Origin of the sequence: Paenibacillus lentus, assembly GCF_042714055.1 — a bacterium.
In the GTDB taxonomy this organism is placed as follows: Bacteria; Bacillota; Bacilli; order Paenibacillales; family Paenibacillaceae; genus Fontibacillus; species Fontibacillus lentus_A.
In genome coordinates, this window is record NZ_JBHGVC010000005.1 from 232,986 (window position 1) to 250,230 (window position 17,245).

Sequence of the window (17,245 nt, forward strand, 5' to 3'; positions counted from 1 at the left end):
TTCTTTATTTTTTGATGAGGAAATGCCCGGATCGGTGAACATAGGAGTCATCCATCACGATCCATCCCATCTGAGAAACACAAAAAAACAGGCCGCTCAAGGCAGGAACCCCTTGATACGACCTGTTTGTATATTAATTGTTCTTGTAGATGAAGTAGTCGAAGTCGGCAGGCTCGTTTTGGCCGGAGGTATCCTGGCATTGCATGCCTACAAACGCTCCTGTAAAGAAGCCTCCGCCTTGGATGTAATCGTCGGACAGCTTATAGGAGTAGAAGCTGACCGGGATAACCGTCCAGTTATCTCCATCGAATGAATAGGAGTAACGATATACATCCGTCTCTACATCTACGCGCAAGTACACATATTCAACATCCGCAGGAACTGCGATTTCATTGCCTTGCAGCGGGGCGGAGAACGTAAAGTTGTCGCAAACGACGAGTTCCAGAATTCTTCCCTTGTCTTCGTTCCAGGAGATTTGGCAGGAGGTCCAGTTCTGCGTGTTATAGTAATTCACTAATCCTGCCGACTGCTGGAAGGTCGTCGGATTGAATGCAACCTTAGTTTCCGCAGTGAAGTTAAAGTGCTGCCAGCGTCTGGCGATGAACGCCTGCGTAAATTTGGACGTCAGCGATTCCTTACCATACAGGCGCAGATGCCCCGGCTTGTCGGTTAGCGACACGATATGATCGCCCAGCGGAATGCGCAAGCTTTGGAAGTTCAGATTCAGCTTGTCGCTGTCGAAATCGTCCTTCTCCGGGAAGTCGGGTTCCCACTTCACTTCCGGAATGCTTGGCCCTTCGATTTGCAGGGATGGCTGGTTGCCGCCAACAACGTAAGGCCAATCATTTTTCCACTCCAGACGCTGAATAGCCGTCTCTCTGCCAAGCGGACAGAAGCCGCGAGGGTCAAGCAAAGGCTGGCCTTCCCGGGATAATGGTCTTCCCGTTAAGTGTACAAGGAACCATTCATCGGTATGCGTGTGCACGATCGAAGCATGTCCCGCCTTTTGCAGCGGATTGCGCGGTACGGAGAACGACGAGATCAGCGGGTTCTCTGGATGCACCTCATATGGACCGCGCAGATTTTTGGAACGGGCCATCGTAGCGCAGTGATCGTACTTGGTACCGCCTTCGGCCGTGAGCAAGTAGTAGTAGCCGTTTATTTTATATAAATGGGGTGCTTCCGTCAGCTTAATATCGGTTCCCTTGAAAATAATCTCCTTGTCGCCGACGAGCTTCCGCTCGCTGGCACTATACTCTTGAAGCACGATGCCGTAGAAGCTGTGGTGACCGACGCGCTGATCCCACAGCATGTTGACCAAATATTTTTTACCGTCTTCATCATGGAACAACGAGGGATCGAAGCCCGAGCTGTTCAAATAAATCGGCTCTGACCATTCGCCGTCGATGGTGTCGCAAGTAACGAGGTAGTTATGGCAATCCTTCCATTGTCCTTCCGTCACTTTAACGTCGGTGTAAATCAGCCAGAATTGCTCGTCCGCATAGGACAACTGAGGCGCCCAAATTCCGCCGGAGTCCGGATTTCCCATCATGTTGAGCTGACTCAAACGGTTAAGGGGTCTCGTTACGAGTCTCCAGTTCTTCAAATCCTTCGAGTGGTAGATGCCCACGCCAGGGAACCATTCAAAGGTAGATACGGCAATATAGTAGTCCTCGCCTACGCGGCAAATGCTAGGGTCTGGATTAAAGCCTGTCAAAATCGGGTTTTGAATTGTAGCCATGCTTCTTCTCCTTTAACATGTTATTTTGAAAAAAAAGTGTGAGTCAGAATTGGGGTTCACAAAGATAAATTACCCATTTCAATTTAAAGACAGAAAGGGTCGTAAATATGGTACAATAACTATATTATATCAATGTTATATGACTGTTCCCATATCCATTGCATGTTGATATTTACCCAAATCAATCAACTTCAAATTCGTGTCTAATATACGTAAAGGGGGTAGGGATTATGGAGGTACAAATGGAGCGCATACGAAGGGAAATGATGCTTCCCGACATGGAGTCCACCTTTCGCGTGTTTGCTGCCCACTGGCGCACGGTCGACCCGGGATGGAAATACCCTTCCCATAAGCATCCGCTATTTGAGGTGAATTTAGTCCTGTCAGGTACGCAGGAAATGATTGTGAACCGGACGGTTTATGTACAGAAACCGGGTGACTTCCTCTTGCTTGGCCCGGATGATGTTCATGAAAGCCGAGTGCTTGGCGAGACGGAAATGACCTATTATTGTCTGCATTTTGACGTCGATGAGAGGTCGTTTCGCGAGCTGCTGTATCGCAATAAAGCCTGTTACCACGCTTCAGGAAGCGAATTGGCGTCTGCGATTCGGCCTGCGCTCGATAAGCTGATTGCTTTGACCTCGGAGGAGGCGGTCGTGCGTGTAGAATCCCGCATGGCCGCATTATCGGCGATATTTGAGGTTTTTGCGGGGATTAGTGGTACGCTTGGCAAGCGGAATGGAGATACTGCCCCATCGCGAATGTCCCAAACGGCATCCCAGGTGGCTGCCCTTTTGGAGCAAGCCGTGGATGAGACCGCAGACGGAAGCAGAGACGGGCGAGAAATGGAAACGATCGAGTCAATTTCAGCGGCAGTAGGCTACAGCCCATCCTCCGTTAATCGAATGTTTGCATCCGTATTCGGTATATCGCCCCGGCAGTATATGTCCAATTTAATGCTGAAGAAATCCAAGCTGCTGCTCATGGATCCCGAGCTGACGATCGAAGGCATTTCCAGCAGATTAGGCTATAAAAATATCGCTCATTTCAGCCGGCAGTTTAAGCGTTGGACAGGAGAATCGCCGAGCAGCTTTCGCGCGCGTTTTCACACTTAGGTCTTAATATCTAATTTTGGGTTTAACATTTACAGAAGTATAAATATAACATATACTCCTTACAGTTTGGGACTAAAAGAGGAAATCATCTACAAATTGTAAGGAGTGATATTTCGTTGGATCAGACCCCCTTAACTAATGCATCCTCAGTTGCAGACACAAATGCAAATTCAACTCTCAAATCAAATACCTCAGGACCTCCTCCGTGGGGAAATTACAAGGGCCCCCCAATTCAGCCGGGTTCATTCCCTTCCGTTGCAGACATGATCGTGTATAGCTATAGTTCATCCATTATTTTTAGGCGTTGGGCTGCTACGGTGCTGGATCTCCTAATCTTTGTCGGTTTATTCGGTACAGCTCTCTTTTTTGATAGTATTTATCTAGCTTACGTCATTACTGGATTCATTTTGCTGTATTATCTACTGCTGGAGGGTTTTACCGGCTATACGGTAGGTAAATACATCCTTCGTATTCAGGTTGTACGAGAGGATGGAAGGCCGCCCGGATTCGTAAAATCCCTCATACGAACACTGCTGCGGATTGTCGATACGAACCCTGGACTATTAGGGGGATTGCCAGCCGGGATTTGCGCTCTGGTGACGAAGAAGAGGCAGCGGTTAGGAGATATGGCTGCAAATACATATGTAGTAAAAGTAGCTGATTTGAGCTTTATAAAACCAAGCCGCAGAACCAAGATTACGCTAGCCGTCATATTTTCTGCCATTATTTTATCTGCTGTAGTGCCGAACGTGATTGCCTGGACGACAACCGGTTATCCCGAGTCCAAACCCACAAGTGTTATACATAGAAGTGAAGATGGAAGATTTCAGATGACGGATTGGGGCCGGTTAAGGCGGGATTCTTCGTCAATGGCTGAGCTTGACGCCAATATGGCATTATCTAATGCTTTGAAAACGAAAAATATCGTCTTGTTTACATATACTAAAGAAGAAATGGGAGCAGATATCACTTTAGAGGATTTTTATTTCTACATGCAGGAGCAGAGGCTGGATCGTACGACGGAGGTAATTCGAGAAGGGGAAGCCGGAGTGTACGGCGGCAAGGCTTATGAGCTGACTTATCGGGGAGAAGTCGATGGCGATGAATATATGTATATCGCTACTTTTGTAGAAACTTCAGAGCATTTTCATGAAATCATTGCCATTACGGAGAAGAGAGATTATGCGAAATACGGGCCTGAACTCCGTGCAACAATAGCAACCTTTAGAGAAGTGAAGGGCGAAAACTAATCACGCAGCTCTCAGTGCTGCCCCAACGGTCTAAGTATTATCGTTTACGCACGGGTGGCTACAAGGCTATCCCTTTGGATCTACTGAAGATCCCAAGGGATAGCCCTCTTTACTTGGAATAGGACTGTTTTTCCTCGCGTTTCCTGGAGGCCCGGGGCGAGTGGCCGATCACCTTTTTGAACATTTTCGAGAATAGAAACGGGTCGGTATAGCCAACCGAGCGCGATACGTCACTGACGGTAAGATCGGGATTGCGCAGCAATTCCACGGCCCGATTCATTCGATATTCCAGCAAAAAAGTTTGCAAAGAGACGCCGAATTGCGCCTTGAACAGTCCTGACAAATAGGTTCGATCCAGCCCGACGGAACGAGCGATATCCATGACGCTGATTTTTTGGCTGTAGCTGCTCTCGATCCATTCGATCGCTTTGCGCACATAGACTTCTTTCGGGTAGGAGCTCTTCGGCTCCAGAACCGAATCCGGAGAGGAGGAGATAAGCTCGGCCATGAAGCGGTATATCATGCTCTGAATCAGCACATCCCCGCCTCGTTCCGAACGAGCTCCGGCGAGATCATCGTAACAGGTTTGAAATATGTGGCTATGAGACTGAAAAACAGGATTCATTAGGGATAGATTGGCTCGTTGCAATAGTGATTTGACGTGAAGCCCTCGGAAGCCGATCCAGGAATAAGTCCATGGGCAATCGAAGTCAGCTTCGTAGTAAACTAAGGTCTCCGGGGGGATGAGAAAGCCATGGCCTGCCGTCAATTCATAGGTTCGGTCATCCATGCGGAAGTGTCCCGATCCTTCATGGACGTAGTGGATAATGTAGCAATCGCGCAGACCAGGACCCCAGGCATGCCCGGACAGGCACTCCTCCTTGCCGAAGAACAGCAGATTCAAATCCATTTGATTTTGGAACGTTTCATTAAAATGAACGATGTCGATACGGCTCATGCTTCACATTTCACTCCCCCGCTTCTGCACCTTATCATATATGCATTATAACAGGTTTAATGTCGTGGACAAACGGATTATCCGGGTTATGAAATGGGATTATGACATGTTTTAGCGGGAAAGAGCCATGTTCATCCTGTTGCGGCGCGCTTATAGTTAAGGTACGTTCTAGCGAATAATGGAGGCGATGAATCAATGTCGAAAATTACATTTATGGGTGCGGGAAGCACGGTCTTTGTCAAAAATGTTCTCGGAGATGTCATGCTCACAGAATCCCTGCAAGGCTTTGAACTCGCTTTATATGATATTGATATGGAGCGGCTGAAGGATTCGGAAAACCTGCTGAACAGCTTAAAACAATCGCTCGGCAGTACCTGTGTTGTAAAGGCTTACAGCGATCGGAAGGAAGCGCTTCGGGGTGCGAAATATGTCATTAACGCGATCCAGGTAGGGGGGTATGACCCTTGCACGATCACGGATTTTGAAATTCCGAAGAAATATGGCCTGCGGCAGACGATTGCCGATACATTGGGGATCGGCGGCATCTTCCGCAACCTGCGGACGATTCCGGTCATGCTTGATTTTGCCAAGGATATGCAGGAGGTATGTCCGGATGCCTGGTTCTTGAATTACACGAATCCGATGGCCGTGCTGACGAACGTGATGAACACGGTTGGCGGCGTTAAGACGGTGGGACTATGCCACAGTGTGCAAAAGTGCATCCCTGAGCTGTTCGGAGCGCTTGGTTTGAGTGAGGAAGGGCTGGAGACGAAGATCGCCGGAATCAATCATATGGCCTGGCTGCTGGAGGTGAAGCGCGACGGCAAGGATCTGTATCCGGAAATTCGCAGACTTGCCGCGGAGAAGCAGAAGGAAAGCCATCATGACATGGTGCGCTTCGAGCTTATGCTGCGCTTTGGCTACTATGTGACGGAGTCCTCGGAGCATAACGCGGAATATCATCCGTATTTCATTAAGCGCAATTACCCTGAGTTGATTGAGCGTTTTAACATTCCGCTGGATGAGTATCCTCGGCGCTGCATTGAGCAGATTGAAGGCTGGAAGGCTCAACGGGAGAAGCTGTTTGCCAGCGAAAATATCGAGCATGTCCGCAGCCTGGAATATGCCTCGTACATTATGGAGGCTATGGAGACGAATCGCCCTTACAAAATCGGCGGCAACGTCATGAATACAGGTTTGATTACTAACCTGCCGCAAGAGGCCTGCGTGGAGGTGCCTTGTCTGGTGGATGCGTCAGGCATTACGCCGACTTACGTGGGGGCACTGCCTCCGCAGCTTGCCGCTTTGAACCGGACGAATATCAACACGCAGCTGCTCACGATTGAAGCAGCCGTTACCGGGAAGAAGGAGCATATTTACCATGCGGCGCTGCTTGATCCGCATACAGCAGCGGAGCTCTCGATCGATGATATCGTAGCGATGTGCGATGATTTGATCGAAGCACATGGGAATTGGCTTCCAGAGTTCAGATAAAAGAGAGGCAAAACGGCATACACCAGGCTCTTGAGGAAAAGGGGCTTTAATGGAGCAATCAAACGCTGTGAAGATTTTGAAGCAGATGACATATGATCGACCGACTGCTTCATTTAGCACAGCACCGATAGCTAGGAGTTGCATGATTAGAAGAAGGTTTATACGTGTTTCCAGAAGAGGGTCTCACCATTCAAAGTTGGGATATTGCCGAGATAAGGGGTAAAGCCTTCGCAATTATAATAATTATGGCTGTGCTGTGCTGTGCTGTGGCCAATGGCTAGCGTCGAAAGTCGGCCGTAAGTAATATGAGAAAGGGGCTCCTGCGCTCTGAAGCGAGCGGGGAACCCCTTTTTCTTACTATGAGGATCTAGATTATGAACACGAGCATAGTTCTGATCTATCAAAATCCATTTATATCCAGTTAGAAGTTCATATAAATAAATTCCTGCGTTTCGCCAGAGAAGAATAAGATGCCTAGCACGATAGCTATGATGACAATGGCTCCGCCGATTGCTGTCCCCAGCATCATCAGTGCTCGGCCCACACGATGACTGAGGCGATTGGCTTTCGCTCTGGCTAGCTTGGCGCTACGAGTTTGTAATTCCATATTGCATCAACTTCTTGTATAGAATTTCGCCGAACATCTTGTTGCCTTCATCCAGAAGGTGGGACGGATCGCGGTATAATTTATGCGGGATCGTATTTTCCTTCCCCTTGTTAAACTCGATATAAGGATAGCCTCTAGATTCAATCAGCTCCTGGTAAGCTCCCATCACTTTGTTGTAGTCTTCCCAGTTAAGCAGCTTTTTCTTGGTAATATGCTCCTTATCCAGGGGAGCGGAGTAGAAGACTGCCGTCTTATTATGCTCCTGCAATAGATCGAGCGTCTTCTCGATCATAAACAGGCCGAAGCTGTTGTCTTTATCGAACGGCTTATTCCAAACGTACAGCTGTTTGAAATGCTTGTTGATTTCTTCTTTATGTTTGTCCTGCATTTTTTCGTATGCCGTGTACATCGGAGCATAGCTTGGCGTCACGCCATTCTTCTTATCCTGTTCTTTCTTGATTTCCCGGCGGATTTTCTCCATCGGAGTGCGGGTCTTGAACAGCTTGTAGCTGATGACGTCGCGATCGTGATACAGTGTCCATTTACTTAGGAAATTGGATGTAGCCCAGTTGTGAATCTCGCTTGGAAGCGATTGACGGCTCTTATCCGGGAAATCATTCAGCCAGCTTCGCGGAATATTCTGGTCCAATTTGGTAATGAGAGACGGATAGACCGTTACACTAGGCTCATTATCCGAGACAACGGCAATTCCGTAGTTAATTTCATATACGACATAATCGACTTCATCGATGATTGAGGCTAGAACGGCATAGGTTTCCGTAAATCTGCCGCCTGTAAGTCCCATGTTGAGCACTCGACTGTCTTTCAGATGAACCTGGAGAACGCCGGCAGAGGTGTTGGCTCCTTTCATCACCGTCGTACCGAACACGGTAGAGGGACCGAATAGGCCGACCACCTGCTTCCCGTCATCCGGCTGCTCTTTTAAGTATTCAATCCACAGCGGCGTATAAACGATGGAGTCGTAAGCCGGAACCCGCAGCTCTTTCTTCGCGTGGGTCACCACGTCTTCCTTCATATGATCAACAATCGGATTGGCCCCGTCACTAATCCCAATCAAACCTGCAATAGCAAGCGAGACCATCATAACGGTTACCGTCTTATTCATGAATAAATTCGGCACTTTGTAATCCTCACTTTCCTTCAATCCATTTTATCGTAAACCAAGTAAGCGCAGCATTAAATCCCATCCGTCAACGATCGGCAGAATGAAGAATACCCGGCTCATTGTTACACCAAAGAATGTAATCAGAATGGCCATCAATGTTGTTCCCGGCTTCAGCCATTTTGGAACAGGCTTTAATTTTGGTTTGATTTGCTTCACATGGAATCTATGAATGCACAACATAACGCCATGGAACATTCCCCAAACGACGAAATTCCAGGCTGCACCGTGCCATAGCCCGGATACCGTCATCGTAGCCATCAGATTCAAATAGACCCTTGGAGCAGCTACGCGGCTGCCGCCGAGCGGGAAATACACATAGCGGGTCAGCCAGGAGCCCAGCGAGATATGCCACCGGTTCCAGAACTCGGCAACGCTGCGGGCAAGATATGGAAAACGGAAGTTCTCCGGAACGACGATACCGAACAAGCGGGCTGTACCAATAGCGATGTCTGAATATCCCGAGAAATCAAAGTAAATGACAAACGTATAAGCGATCAATGAAATCCATAGTGTCCCGATATCGGCTCCGACAATCCCGGCTTTAGAGTAAACCGGCTGAGCCAATAGATCGATCGAGCCTGCCAGCACAAGCTTCTTGAACATCCCAAAACCAATCCGGGTGACCCCGACCATAATATGGTCGATGTGAAACTTTGCTTTGAGCTGCGGATAGAACACCTGGAATTGCTTGATCGGCCCGGCGACCATCGTTGGGAAAAAGAAGATGAACGATAGCAGTCCTTCCGGTCTGTGCTCCGGCAAATTTCCGCGCTTGCGTTCAACCAAGTAATGGATGAGCTCGAACGTAAAATAAGAAATTCCTAAAGGAAGGACGATTTGCTCCGCCTTTGGGAAGAAGGGCTGCTGCATAAACGCGAACAAGCCGTTTAACGTGTCCAGCAACATATTCGTATACTTGAAATAACCGAGCACGAGAATAACCCCGATGATTGCAGCGGGGTAAATCCAGCGTTTACTCCACTTGGCAGCCGCCTTGACGACGATAATCGCAATGACGACCTCGGCCAGCAGCAGGAACAGGTAGGAGCCTGCGTAGTAGTAATAAAAAGTGACACCTGCGGCGAATAATACCCAGGGTCTGATTCGATGCGGCATAATGTGATACGTGACGACAGCCACGAGCACGAACAGCCAGTATATCCAGTCTGTATAAATCATAATATTTCGTTTCCACCATCCAAGTTGTATACTGTCTCTACTATTACTGCTTGTTCATGATAGCACAACATCGAGGTAACCGGTTATATCAAAATTCGCTAAATGCCCCAAATAACAGGAATATGAATGTACCCTGGAATACAAAATTCGCCAATTTGCAATGTTATTCCTCCTTTTTCTGTATAAAAAAAACGATGCTGCAATTGGTCTATAGATTAGACGTATTTCCTCCATAAAAGTTTCCAGCATTAGCGGGCTATAACGGCGAGCAGCACGAAAATGGCGCGGCCTGCATACGATATGAGTAATTCACCTAGGGGGTAATGCCGTGATTATTACGTTGAACATGGGGGCTGGCCGGCTCAAGCAGCTGGCATCGACAGAGCTGGATCAGAGTATTATTCGCCAGAAAAGATGGAGCACGGCTGTGCATGCTTATCGTTCACCGGAAGCGCTGAATTTTGAACTGAGTATGAGAGCGGCGATCGTGCAGGCCGCTAGAGACTTTTACGCAGGAGGAGCCCAATTCGCGACCTTCAAAAACTCCAGGGCTAATGAGCAGTACTGGACGCGCATGCCTAACGGGGGGTTTAGGCTTAAGGAGGAGGCCCAGCCATCGGAAGCGATTGTCGATATTTTTACTAACGGCCACAGGTATGCGATGGAATGCGCTACGGCCATGGTCGTTATTCTTTATAAGGGGGTGCTGGATTCCATCGGCGCTGAGGCCTTTAATAGCCATTTTAATCAACTGGTGCTCTACGATTGGCAATATGACAGTGACCTTCAGATGATTCGAGCACAGCAGGCAGCCGCCGGAGACGTCGTTTATTTTGAAAATCCCGATTTTAATCCGCAAACGCCCGAATGGCAGGGGGAAAATGCCATTGTATTGGACAATAACCTCTACTTCGGTCATGGGCTGGGCATCTCTTCGGCAGAAGCAATCATCGACGCCTTGAACGCAAAAAGAAAACCTGGAAGCACCACCTCGGCCTTTTTATCCGACCTGGTCGTCCATCCTGATTTTGAATACATCCGCAGGCTCGGCGGGCGTCGTTATCGGCAATGAATATATTCGACAAAAATCGAGGAAATAATTAACAAATATATCAATATATTTAACTATATAAAATATTTTTCTAGACCTAAGCAGTGGAGTATGTTATACCGATAATAAATTAGGAAAAACTTATTGTCATAGCGGGAAACACCGTGGAAAAAAGTCCAAAGTCGTTTGTTGCTGCACTGCTTTTAGCATTTTTTCTAGGATCTTTAGGAGTTCATCGTTTTTATGTGGGTAAGGTTGGAACAGGAATTATTCAGCTGCTTACTTTAGGCGGTCTAGGAATCTGGACATTAATCGACTTTATTCTCATCGCTGTGGGCAGCTTCACGGATAGCGAAGGCAGACCAATTAAGGCTTAGGTTCAATACATAGAACAACCCGATCGAGCTTCAAGTCGCCATCTGGTGGTATATGGAGATTCACGAACATAAGTAAATGCAAAGCGACCGCATTTCGGCAATAGCCGGGGCGGTCGCTTTCATTTACTTGGCGTACTGTTCGATTTGCTGAGAAGAATATATGGCTATCCTCTTAGGATCGTCCTTAGCTATCAGGTACATCGACTGGGCTACAGTCTCTGCTTCGATCGCTCTATATTTTCTAAGAGGGCCGGTAAATAGAAAGGAAAGGGCTTTGAAGCTCGCTCCTCCCCATCGCTCGGCAGGCCGGCATTCCTGGCGATCCCCCAACAGCAGCGAGGGCCGCAGAATCGATATGCTTTCGAAAGGCATTTGGCAGAGCTCTCGTTCAGCAATGCCCTTGATCCGGGAGTAGAATATGCGAGAGTCAGGATTGGCTCCCATCGCGCTAATGAACAGAAAATGCCGCGCTCCTTGCTGTAAGGCTAGTCTAGCAATCGTCAGCGGATATTCGACATCTATTTTATACATGGCTTCCTGTGTCTTGGCTTTTTTGATTGTGGTGCCCAGGCAGCAAAATACGTCATCTACGTTGAAGTACTGCTCATATTGCTCCAGTTCGTCAAAATCGATAATCAGCTCCGTGAGCTTGGGATGTTCCAACTGAAGGGGAGTCCGGACGATGGCTACTACGGCCTCGTAATGCTGTCCCTCCAGCAGCAGATGGAGCAGCCTATGGCCGACAAGTCCGCTGCCTCCGACGATCAGGGCTCTTTTTTTCATGAGATGCTCCTCTCCAGATTCGATCTAATTGTTTGCATGATTCTAGTTTACTATAGTTGAATAGCTTTTGGATTTGTTTTGAAGCGCTCGCAAGTGTACAATGTGGACGAAAGCAGGTTATTGATCAGTTGTCAGCTACTTAAGGAGGGATTAGGTTGAAGTATCGGAGACTAGGCAAAACAGAATTGAACGTATCCGTCATCGGCATCGGGACATGGCAGTTTGGCGGTGAATGGGGCATGCAGTTCAATCAGGATGAGGTGGATGCCATCCTTGATAAAGGCCAGGAATGCGGCATCAATCTTATCGATACGGCGGAATGCTATGGCGACCATCTCTCGGAGTCGTTTATTGGCGACTATATTAGCCGCCGCAAGCGGGAGGATTGGATTGTTGCCACGAAATTCGGCCATCATTTTCATGAGCGTTTTACCCGTACGGACGTATTTGATGCCGAGGATGTTCTAAAGCAACTGGACGCCTCTCTCAAAGCGTTGAAGACGGATTATATCGATTTGTATCAATTCCATTCGGGGCCGGATCAGGTATTCGATAACGATAAATTATGGACGATGCTGGACAAGCAGGTTGGGGCCGGTAAAATACGCCATTTGGGCACGTCGATCGGCAGCAATGATAATCTGCACCAGACCGATGCGTCGAGCCAAGTAAACTCTAAGGTTATTCAAGTCGTGTATAATCGCTTGGATCGCGTGCCGGAGAACCGTGTCTTTCCATCCTGCGAGCGGCAGGATCTTGGCGTGCTTGCCCGCGTTCCGCTGGCCAGCGGCTTCTTGAGCGGAAAGTATAAGCCGGGTGCGCAGTTTGGTGCAACGGACGTGCGGCATCGCCAGGATGCTGAGGTGGTTCGCCGTAAGCTGGAGGAGGTAGAGCGCATTCGCCGGGAGGAAGTGCCGGCGGGCGTGGATATGGCGCAATGGGCCTTGGCCTGGTGCCTCAAGAATCCAGTTGTGAGCTCTGTCATTCCTGGCTGTAAAAATCCCGAACAGGTTGCATCCAATGCAAGTGCAGCAGATTTAGTAGAATAATGATAAACAGGCCCCGCTAGCGTTAGACGCTGGCGGGGCTTAATTGTGCTAATGTGCTTAACGGCTATTTCAAAATTTACTCTTCGTGGGATTTCAGGACGATTACCGCGTTATGTCCGCCAAATCCGAAGGAGTTCGATATCCCGATGCGGAGCTTGGCCTGCCGTGCCTGATGAGGCACATAGTCCAGATCGCAAATCGGATCGGGATCATGCAGATTGATCGTTGGCGGAATGATGCCCTGCTCCAGCGATTTGACGAGAGCTATGGCTTCTACGGCGCTGGCCGCACCCAGCATATGCCCGGTCATCGATTTATTGGCTGTGACCGGAATCTGGTAGGCATGCTCTCCGAACAGCTTCTTTATCGCCTTTGTCTCCGACCAGTCGCCTACCTCCGTACTCGTTGCATGCGCACTGATAACGTCTACGTCCTGCGGCTCGATATTCGCCTCCTTCAGTGCGAGCTTCATGGCTCGGTAAGCCCCGATGCCTTCCGGGTGAGTCGCAACGATATGGTAGGCATCCGAAGTGGCCCCGTAGCCGATGACCTCGGCATAGATGCGGGCGTTTCTCCGTTTGGCATGGGTGAGCGATTCGAGAATGAGGATGCCAGCGCCTTCTGCCATAACGAAGCCGTCGCGATCCGCATCAAACGGCCGGCTTGCCTTAGTCGGCTCATCATTGCGCGCCGAGAGCGCGGTGGCATTGCCGAAGCTGGCTACGGAAATGTCCGTAATCGCCGCCTCGGTTCCTCCGGCAATGATCATGTCGGCACCGCCCGAGGAGATGAGCCGATATGCTTCTCCTATCGATGTATTTCCGATGGAGCAGGCGGTGACCGGAGATAGGGTAGGGCCGATCGCTCCGTATTTTATACTGATCATCGCAGCGGCCATGTTGGAAATCATCATCGGAACGAGAACTGGGCTAATTCGTTCGGCTCCTCGTTCCTGCAGCAGACGGCTCTGCTCCAGAAGTGTCTCGATTCCTCCCGTGCCCGAGCCTACATACACGCCCATGCGCTCCTTATCAATCTGCTCCAGATCCAGCCCTGCGTCGGCCACAGCCTGGTCGGCAGCAGCCAGCGCAAATTGGCAGAAGCGATCCATCCGGCGCGCTTCCTTGCGGCCGAACATCGCTTCGGCATCGAAGTCTCGCACGATGCCCGCGATCTTCGATTTATGCCTGGACGTATCAAAAGTATCAATGAGGGAAATTCCCGATTCTCCGTTCATAAGGCGATTCCAGAACAACTCTACCTGATTGCCGAGCGGTGAAATTACGCCCAGTCCTGTAATTGCGACTCTTTCCATAAGAACCTCCTTTAGAGCTGTTATGGGAGTCATTGTGCCATACGATTTATCCTATTACAAGTTGTAGTTTATTATAGTATAATTAGTACCACTTTAAGACGGATAATGAAGGAGGATATGGCATGAAGCAGCAGACGCGATTGCAGGAGCTATCCGCTTTTTTGAAGGCGCAGCGCGCCAAAATCGTTCCCCAAATGGTTGGACTGCCAGCGGGAACGCGGCGCCGAACGCCTGGTCTGAGGAGAGAGGAGGTTGCCCAGTTAGCAGGCGTCAGTACCACCTGGTATACCTGGCTGGAGCAAGGAAGGGACATTAAAGTGTCCGCATCCGTACTGGATAATATCGCAGCGGCCCTTCGCCTTACCCGTGATGAGCGAAGCTATCTGCATGCGTTGGCGATGGATACCGGGGGAGGCCCGGGCGCAGCAAGCCAGCTGCTGCAGGAAGGGCAGCCGGAGATCAGCCCTTCCCTGCAGAAAATTTTACAGGAGTTAAGATACTGTCCTACAATTATTTCTGACCGAAGATGTCAAATTGTCGGCTGGAACGAGGCGGCCTCGCATGTGTTCCTCGATTTTGAGCAGATTCCGGTAGAGCAGCGGAACATGATCTCACTGCTGTTCATGAGACAGGAATTTCGCAGGCTGGCCGTTAACTGGGAGCAGTTTGTGCGCGGTTTCCTGGCTATTTTTCGAGCCTACTATGGGCAATACGTGGAGGATGAATGGTATAATCGCTTTTTGCTAGAGATGAAGGAGGCCCATCCCCATTTCAATCATCTCTGGGAGCAAAGCGAGGTCAGCTCGGCGCCGGAGGTCATCTTGGAGTTCAGGCATGCAAAAGGGGGAAAAATGCATTTTCAGCTCACTTCGCTGCAGGTGCATGGAAATGTGGATTTACGCTGCAGTATTTATACTCCGGCCCCGGAGACAGCAACGGAGTACAAGCTCCGGCAGTTGATGGAGCGGCAGGAATAGTACATCCACGAATTACCAGTGTATTTTCGCGCATGTTATAATGTTCAGAAGAAAAAGGCGAAGATATGAATCGAAACGCTGTAATTCGTTTAGAAAAGTCAACTTCCAGACAGGTCAAGCAAGGAGAAAGGTATAGGTATGGAGCGAATAAATGAATGGTATAAATCGAAGCTAGTCGTGTTTTTTATGCTGTTTGCCCTTAAGCTACTGCTGCTGCGCACGTTCTTTTTTGGAGAAATATATTGGAGTGGTCTGCCCGCAGAATGGCTGGCCATTCTGGGGCTGTTATGCTTAGCAGAGCTGCTGACGCCAGCCAGGGGCAAAGGGGTCGTCTATTGGAGCCTGAACGCGGTATTCTCTTTCCTGTTATTCTCGTCAGCTCTTTATTTCGCTCATTTCGGGACAGTGCCTACGTATGCTGTGCTGAGCGGGCTGAATCAAGTTCCTCAGGTACGGGCAAGCGTCAGTGCGCTGCTGCGACCGGAGCAGTTCTTATTTTTTGCGGATTTTGTGATCTTCGCGGGATGGCGGATCGTCCGGGTTATACAGCGGCACCGCAAGGGTGTAGTTTACACATTTACGTTTAAGGAGCAGAAGAATCGAAACTGGATTTGGAGCATGCTCGTCACGGCCTTGCTTTTGGTTAGCGTGGTCTCATCCATATATTATGTTCGTCAGGGCAAGCAGATCGACAATGAGCTCGTTCGGGCGGAGAAGGTCGGATTTTTGAATTATCAAGTCGTGGCTGCGATCAGCAGCCGTGAGGAAGACCAGATGATCGCGGAAGGAAACATAGAGGTAACGAAGGCCAACATTGAGAAGCTGCAGAGCAGTTACCCTTATCGAACGACAACGAATGTGGCCGACGGAGAAAGAAGCCCGGATTATTTCGGCATAGCGGAAGGGATGAATTTGATCGTCATCCAGATGGAGTCCTTCCAGAACTTCCCGATGAACTTAAAGCTGAATAATGGCGCGGAGATTACGCCGGTATTGAATAAGCTGGCTGGAGAGGGCGTCTATTTCCCACACGTATATCAGCAGATCGGGCAAGGCAACACGTCGGATGCCGAGTTTATGTTCAATACGTCCATTTATCCGACGGCGGCAGTGGCGATGTCAACCGGCTATGGCAATCGGGAGCTGCCCAGCCTGCCGAGATTGCTGCAGCAGCGAGGTTATACGGCCAATACGTTTCATGTAAACAAGGTAACATTCTGGGATCGGAATATGCTGTATCCGGCCCTGAACTTTAACCAATATTACGATAAGCCCGCCTTCAATAATGATCATTTCAACGATTATGGGGCATCCGATGAGGAGATGTACCGGGTTGGCGTGGAGAAGATGAAGGATCTCCATGCGCGGAACAAATTGTTTTATGCCCAGTTCGTAACGACCTCCAGTCATTCTCCGTTCGTCGTTCCGAAGTCCTTCCAGCAAATTGAGCTGCCGGCTGAACTGGAAGGAACGAATCTGGGAAATTACATCAATGCGATTCATTATACGGACTATGCTATCGGCCAACTGATCGAGCAGCTAAAGGAAGCCGATCTGTGGGATAATACGATGCTTGTCTTCTATGGAGACCATTTTGGTCTTCAGCCAAAAGAGACGAGTGCGGAGGAAATCACCGCCAAGCTTGGCGTGCCTTATGATGATACGATTAGCCGTTTCAACATTCCCTTTATTATTCATGTGCCTGGCAAGAAGCTTGGCATCGTATCAGAGCGTGCGGGGGGGCAGGTGGACATGCTGCCGACCGTAGCGAATATGCTGGGTCTTTCCTTGAACAAGGAGCATTTCACCGCTCTGGGTCAAGATTTGCTGAATATTGACCGCAATGTATTCGGCGTCCGGTACTACTTGCCGACGGGATCTTTTTTTAACGATGATATTATGTTCATCCCAGGTCAAGGCTTCGAGGACGGACAAGCTGTCTCGATCAAAACGCTGGAGCCTGTTGCTGACTTTACCCAGTACCGTGAGGATTATGAATATGTGACTTCGCTCATGAAGCTTTCGGATGAATATGTAAAGCTTCTTCCAAAACGCAAGCGCTGAAGCCGGTGATTCAGCAGGCGATTTACTCATTTAGTAGAAAAATATAGCCAAGTAAAGAAACTTTTGCTGGTCTCAACACGTCAAATAGTCTAGACAACA

General features: G+C 49.0%; 15 protein-coding genes. 8 read left to right on the top strand and 7 right to left on the bottom strand.

The annotated features are described in order from the left end of the window. Positions 1-133 precede the first annotated feature (133 nt). Positions 134-1,741 carry a glycoside hydrolase family 43 protein gene (locus ACE3MQ_RS13695; RefSeq protein WP_379393474.1) on the bottom strand — a complete coding sequence of 536 codons (1,608 nt, stop codon included), beginning with the start codon at positions 1,739-1,741 and terminating at the stop codon, positions 134-136. Positions 1,742-1,971: 230 nt separating this feature from the next. Between ACE3MQ_RS13695 and ACE3MQ_RS13700 the strand changes: the two genes are divergently transcribed. Both ACE3MQ_RS13700 and ACE3MQ_RS13705 read left to right on the top strand, forming a co-directional pair. After that, positions 1,972-2,856, top strand: a complete 885-nt coding sequence (locus ACE3MQ_RS13700; protein ID WP_379393476.1) for a helix-turn-helix domain-containing protein — start codon at positions 1,972-1,974, stop codon at positions 2,854-2,856. Between the two features lie 269 nt (positions 2,857-3,125). Then, complete coding sequence (locus tag ACE3MQ_RS13705; protein ID WP_379393478.1) at positions 3,126-4,106, top strand: RDD family protein; 981 nt, start codon at positions 3,126-3,128, stop codon at positions 4,104-4,106. A gap of 109 nt (positions 4,107-4,215) precedes the next feature. On the opposite strand, the gene ACE3MQ_RS13710 is transcribed toward ACE3MQ_RS13705, so the two are convergent. Further along, positions 4,216-5,064, bottom strand: a complete 849-nt coding sequence (locus ACE3MQ_RS13710; protein ID WP_379393480.1) for an AraC family transcriptional regulator — start codon at positions 5,062-5,064, stop codon at positions 4,216-4,218. 195 nt (positions 5,065-5,259) lie between these two features. On the opposite strand from ACE3MQ_RS13710, the gene melA reads away from it, so the two are divergent. After that, complete coding sequence (gene melA / locus ACE3MQ_RS13715) at positions 5,260-6,558, top strand: alpha-glucosidase/alpha-galactosidase (RefSeq protein ID WP_379393482.1); 1,299 nt, start codon at positions 5,260-5,262, stop codon at positions 6,556-6,558. Between the two features lie 421 nt (positions 6,559-6,979). Here the strand turns inward: melA and ACE3MQ_RS13720 are convergent, their stop codons facing one another. The 3 genes from ACE3MQ_RS13720 to ACE3MQ_RS13730 are packed head-to-tail and all read right to left on the bottom strand — an operon-like array spanning position 6,980 to position 9,530. After that, positions 6,980-7,165 carry a hypothetical protein gene (locus ACE3MQ_RS13720; RefSeq protein WP_379393484.1) on the bottom strand — a complete coding sequence of 62 codons (186 nt, stop codon included), beginning with the start codon at positions 7,163-7,165 and terminating at the stop codon, positions 6,980-6,982. Then, positions 7,146-8,306 (bottom strand): hypothetical protein, encoded by a 1,161-nt coding sequence (locus tag ACE3MQ_RS13725; protein WP_379393486.1) that lies wholly within the window; start codon positions 8,304-8,306, stop codon positions 7,146-7,148. The genes ACE3MQ_RS13720 and ACE3MQ_RS13725 overlap by 20 nt, the downstream gene beginning before the upstream one ends. 30 nt (positions 8,307-8,336) lie before the next feature. Beyond that, positions 8,337-9,530 carry an MBOAT family O-acyltransferase gene (locus ACE3MQ_RS13730; protein ID WP_379393488.1) on the bottom strand — a complete coding sequence of 398 codons (1,194 nt, stop codon included), beginning with the start codon at positions 9,528-9,530 and terminating at the stop codon, positions 8,337-8,339. Between the two features lie 328 nt (positions 9,531-9,858). Between ACE3MQ_RS13730 and ACE3MQ_RS13735 the strand changes: the two genes are divergently transcribed. Continuing rightward, entirely contained in the window at positions 9,859-10,602 is a 744-nt protein-coding gene (locus tag ACE3MQ_RS13735) for a protein-glutamine gamma-glutamyltransferase (RefSeq protein ID WP_379393490.1), read from the top strand. Positions 10,603-10,745: 143 nt separating this feature from the next. Further along, positions 10,746-10,958 carry a TM2 domain-containing protein gene (locus ACE3MQ_RS13740; protein ID WP_379393492.1) on the top strand — a complete coding sequence of 71 codons (213 nt, stop codon included), beginning with the start codon at positions 10,746-10,748 and terminating at the stop codon, positions 10,956-10,958. A 123-nt stretch (positions 10,959-11,081) separates the two neighbouring features. On the opposite strand, the gene ACE3MQ_RS13745 is transcribed toward ACE3MQ_RS13740, so the two are convergent. Beyond that, positions 11,082-11,741 carry an oxidoreductase gene (locus ACE3MQ_RS13745; RefSeq protein ID WP_379393494.1) on the bottom strand — a complete coding sequence of 220 codons (660 nt, stop codon included), beginning with the start codon at positions 11,739-11,741 and terminating at the stop codon, positions 11,082-11,084. Positions 11,742-11,896: 155 nt separating this feature from the next. Here ACE3MQ_RS13745 and ACE3MQ_RS13750 point away from each other — a divergent pair, with 155 nt between their 5' ends. Then, positions 11,897-12,790, top strand: a complete 894-nt coding sequence (locus ACE3MQ_RS13750) for an aldo/keto reductase (protein WP_379393496.1) — start codon at positions 11,897-11,899, stop codon at positions 12,788-12,790. Between the two features lie 76 nt (positions 12,791-12,866). Here ACE3MQ_RS13750 and fabF read toward each other — a convergent pair whose 3' ends face one another. Beyond that, positions 12,867-14,105: a beta-ketoacyl-ACP synthase II gene (gene fabF, locus ACE3MQ_RS13755; RefSeq protein WP_379393498.1), complete on the bottom strand. Its 1,239-nt coding sequence runs from the start codon at positions 14,103-14,105 to the stop codon at positions 12,867-12,869. A 122-nt stretch (positions 14,106-14,227) separates the two neighbouring features. On the opposite strand from fabF, the gene ACE3MQ_RS13760 reads away from it, so the two are divergent. Both ACE3MQ_RS13760 and ACE3MQ_RS13765 read left to right on the top strand, forming a co-directional pair. Then, positions 14,228-15,082: a helix-turn-helix transcriptional regulator gene (locus tag ACE3MQ_RS13760; RefSeq protein WP_379393500.1), complete on the top strand. Its 855-nt coding sequence runs from the start codon at positions 14,228-14,230 to the stop codon at positions 15,080-15,082. Positions 15,083-15,220: 138 nt separating this feature from the next. Continuing rightward, positions 15,221-17,146, top strand: coding sequence for an LTA synthase family protein (locus ACE3MQ_RS13765; protein ID WP_379393502.1), 1,926 nt, complete (start codon positions 15,221-15,223; stop codon positions 17,144-17,146). Positions 17,147-17,245: the final 99 nt, after the last annotated feature.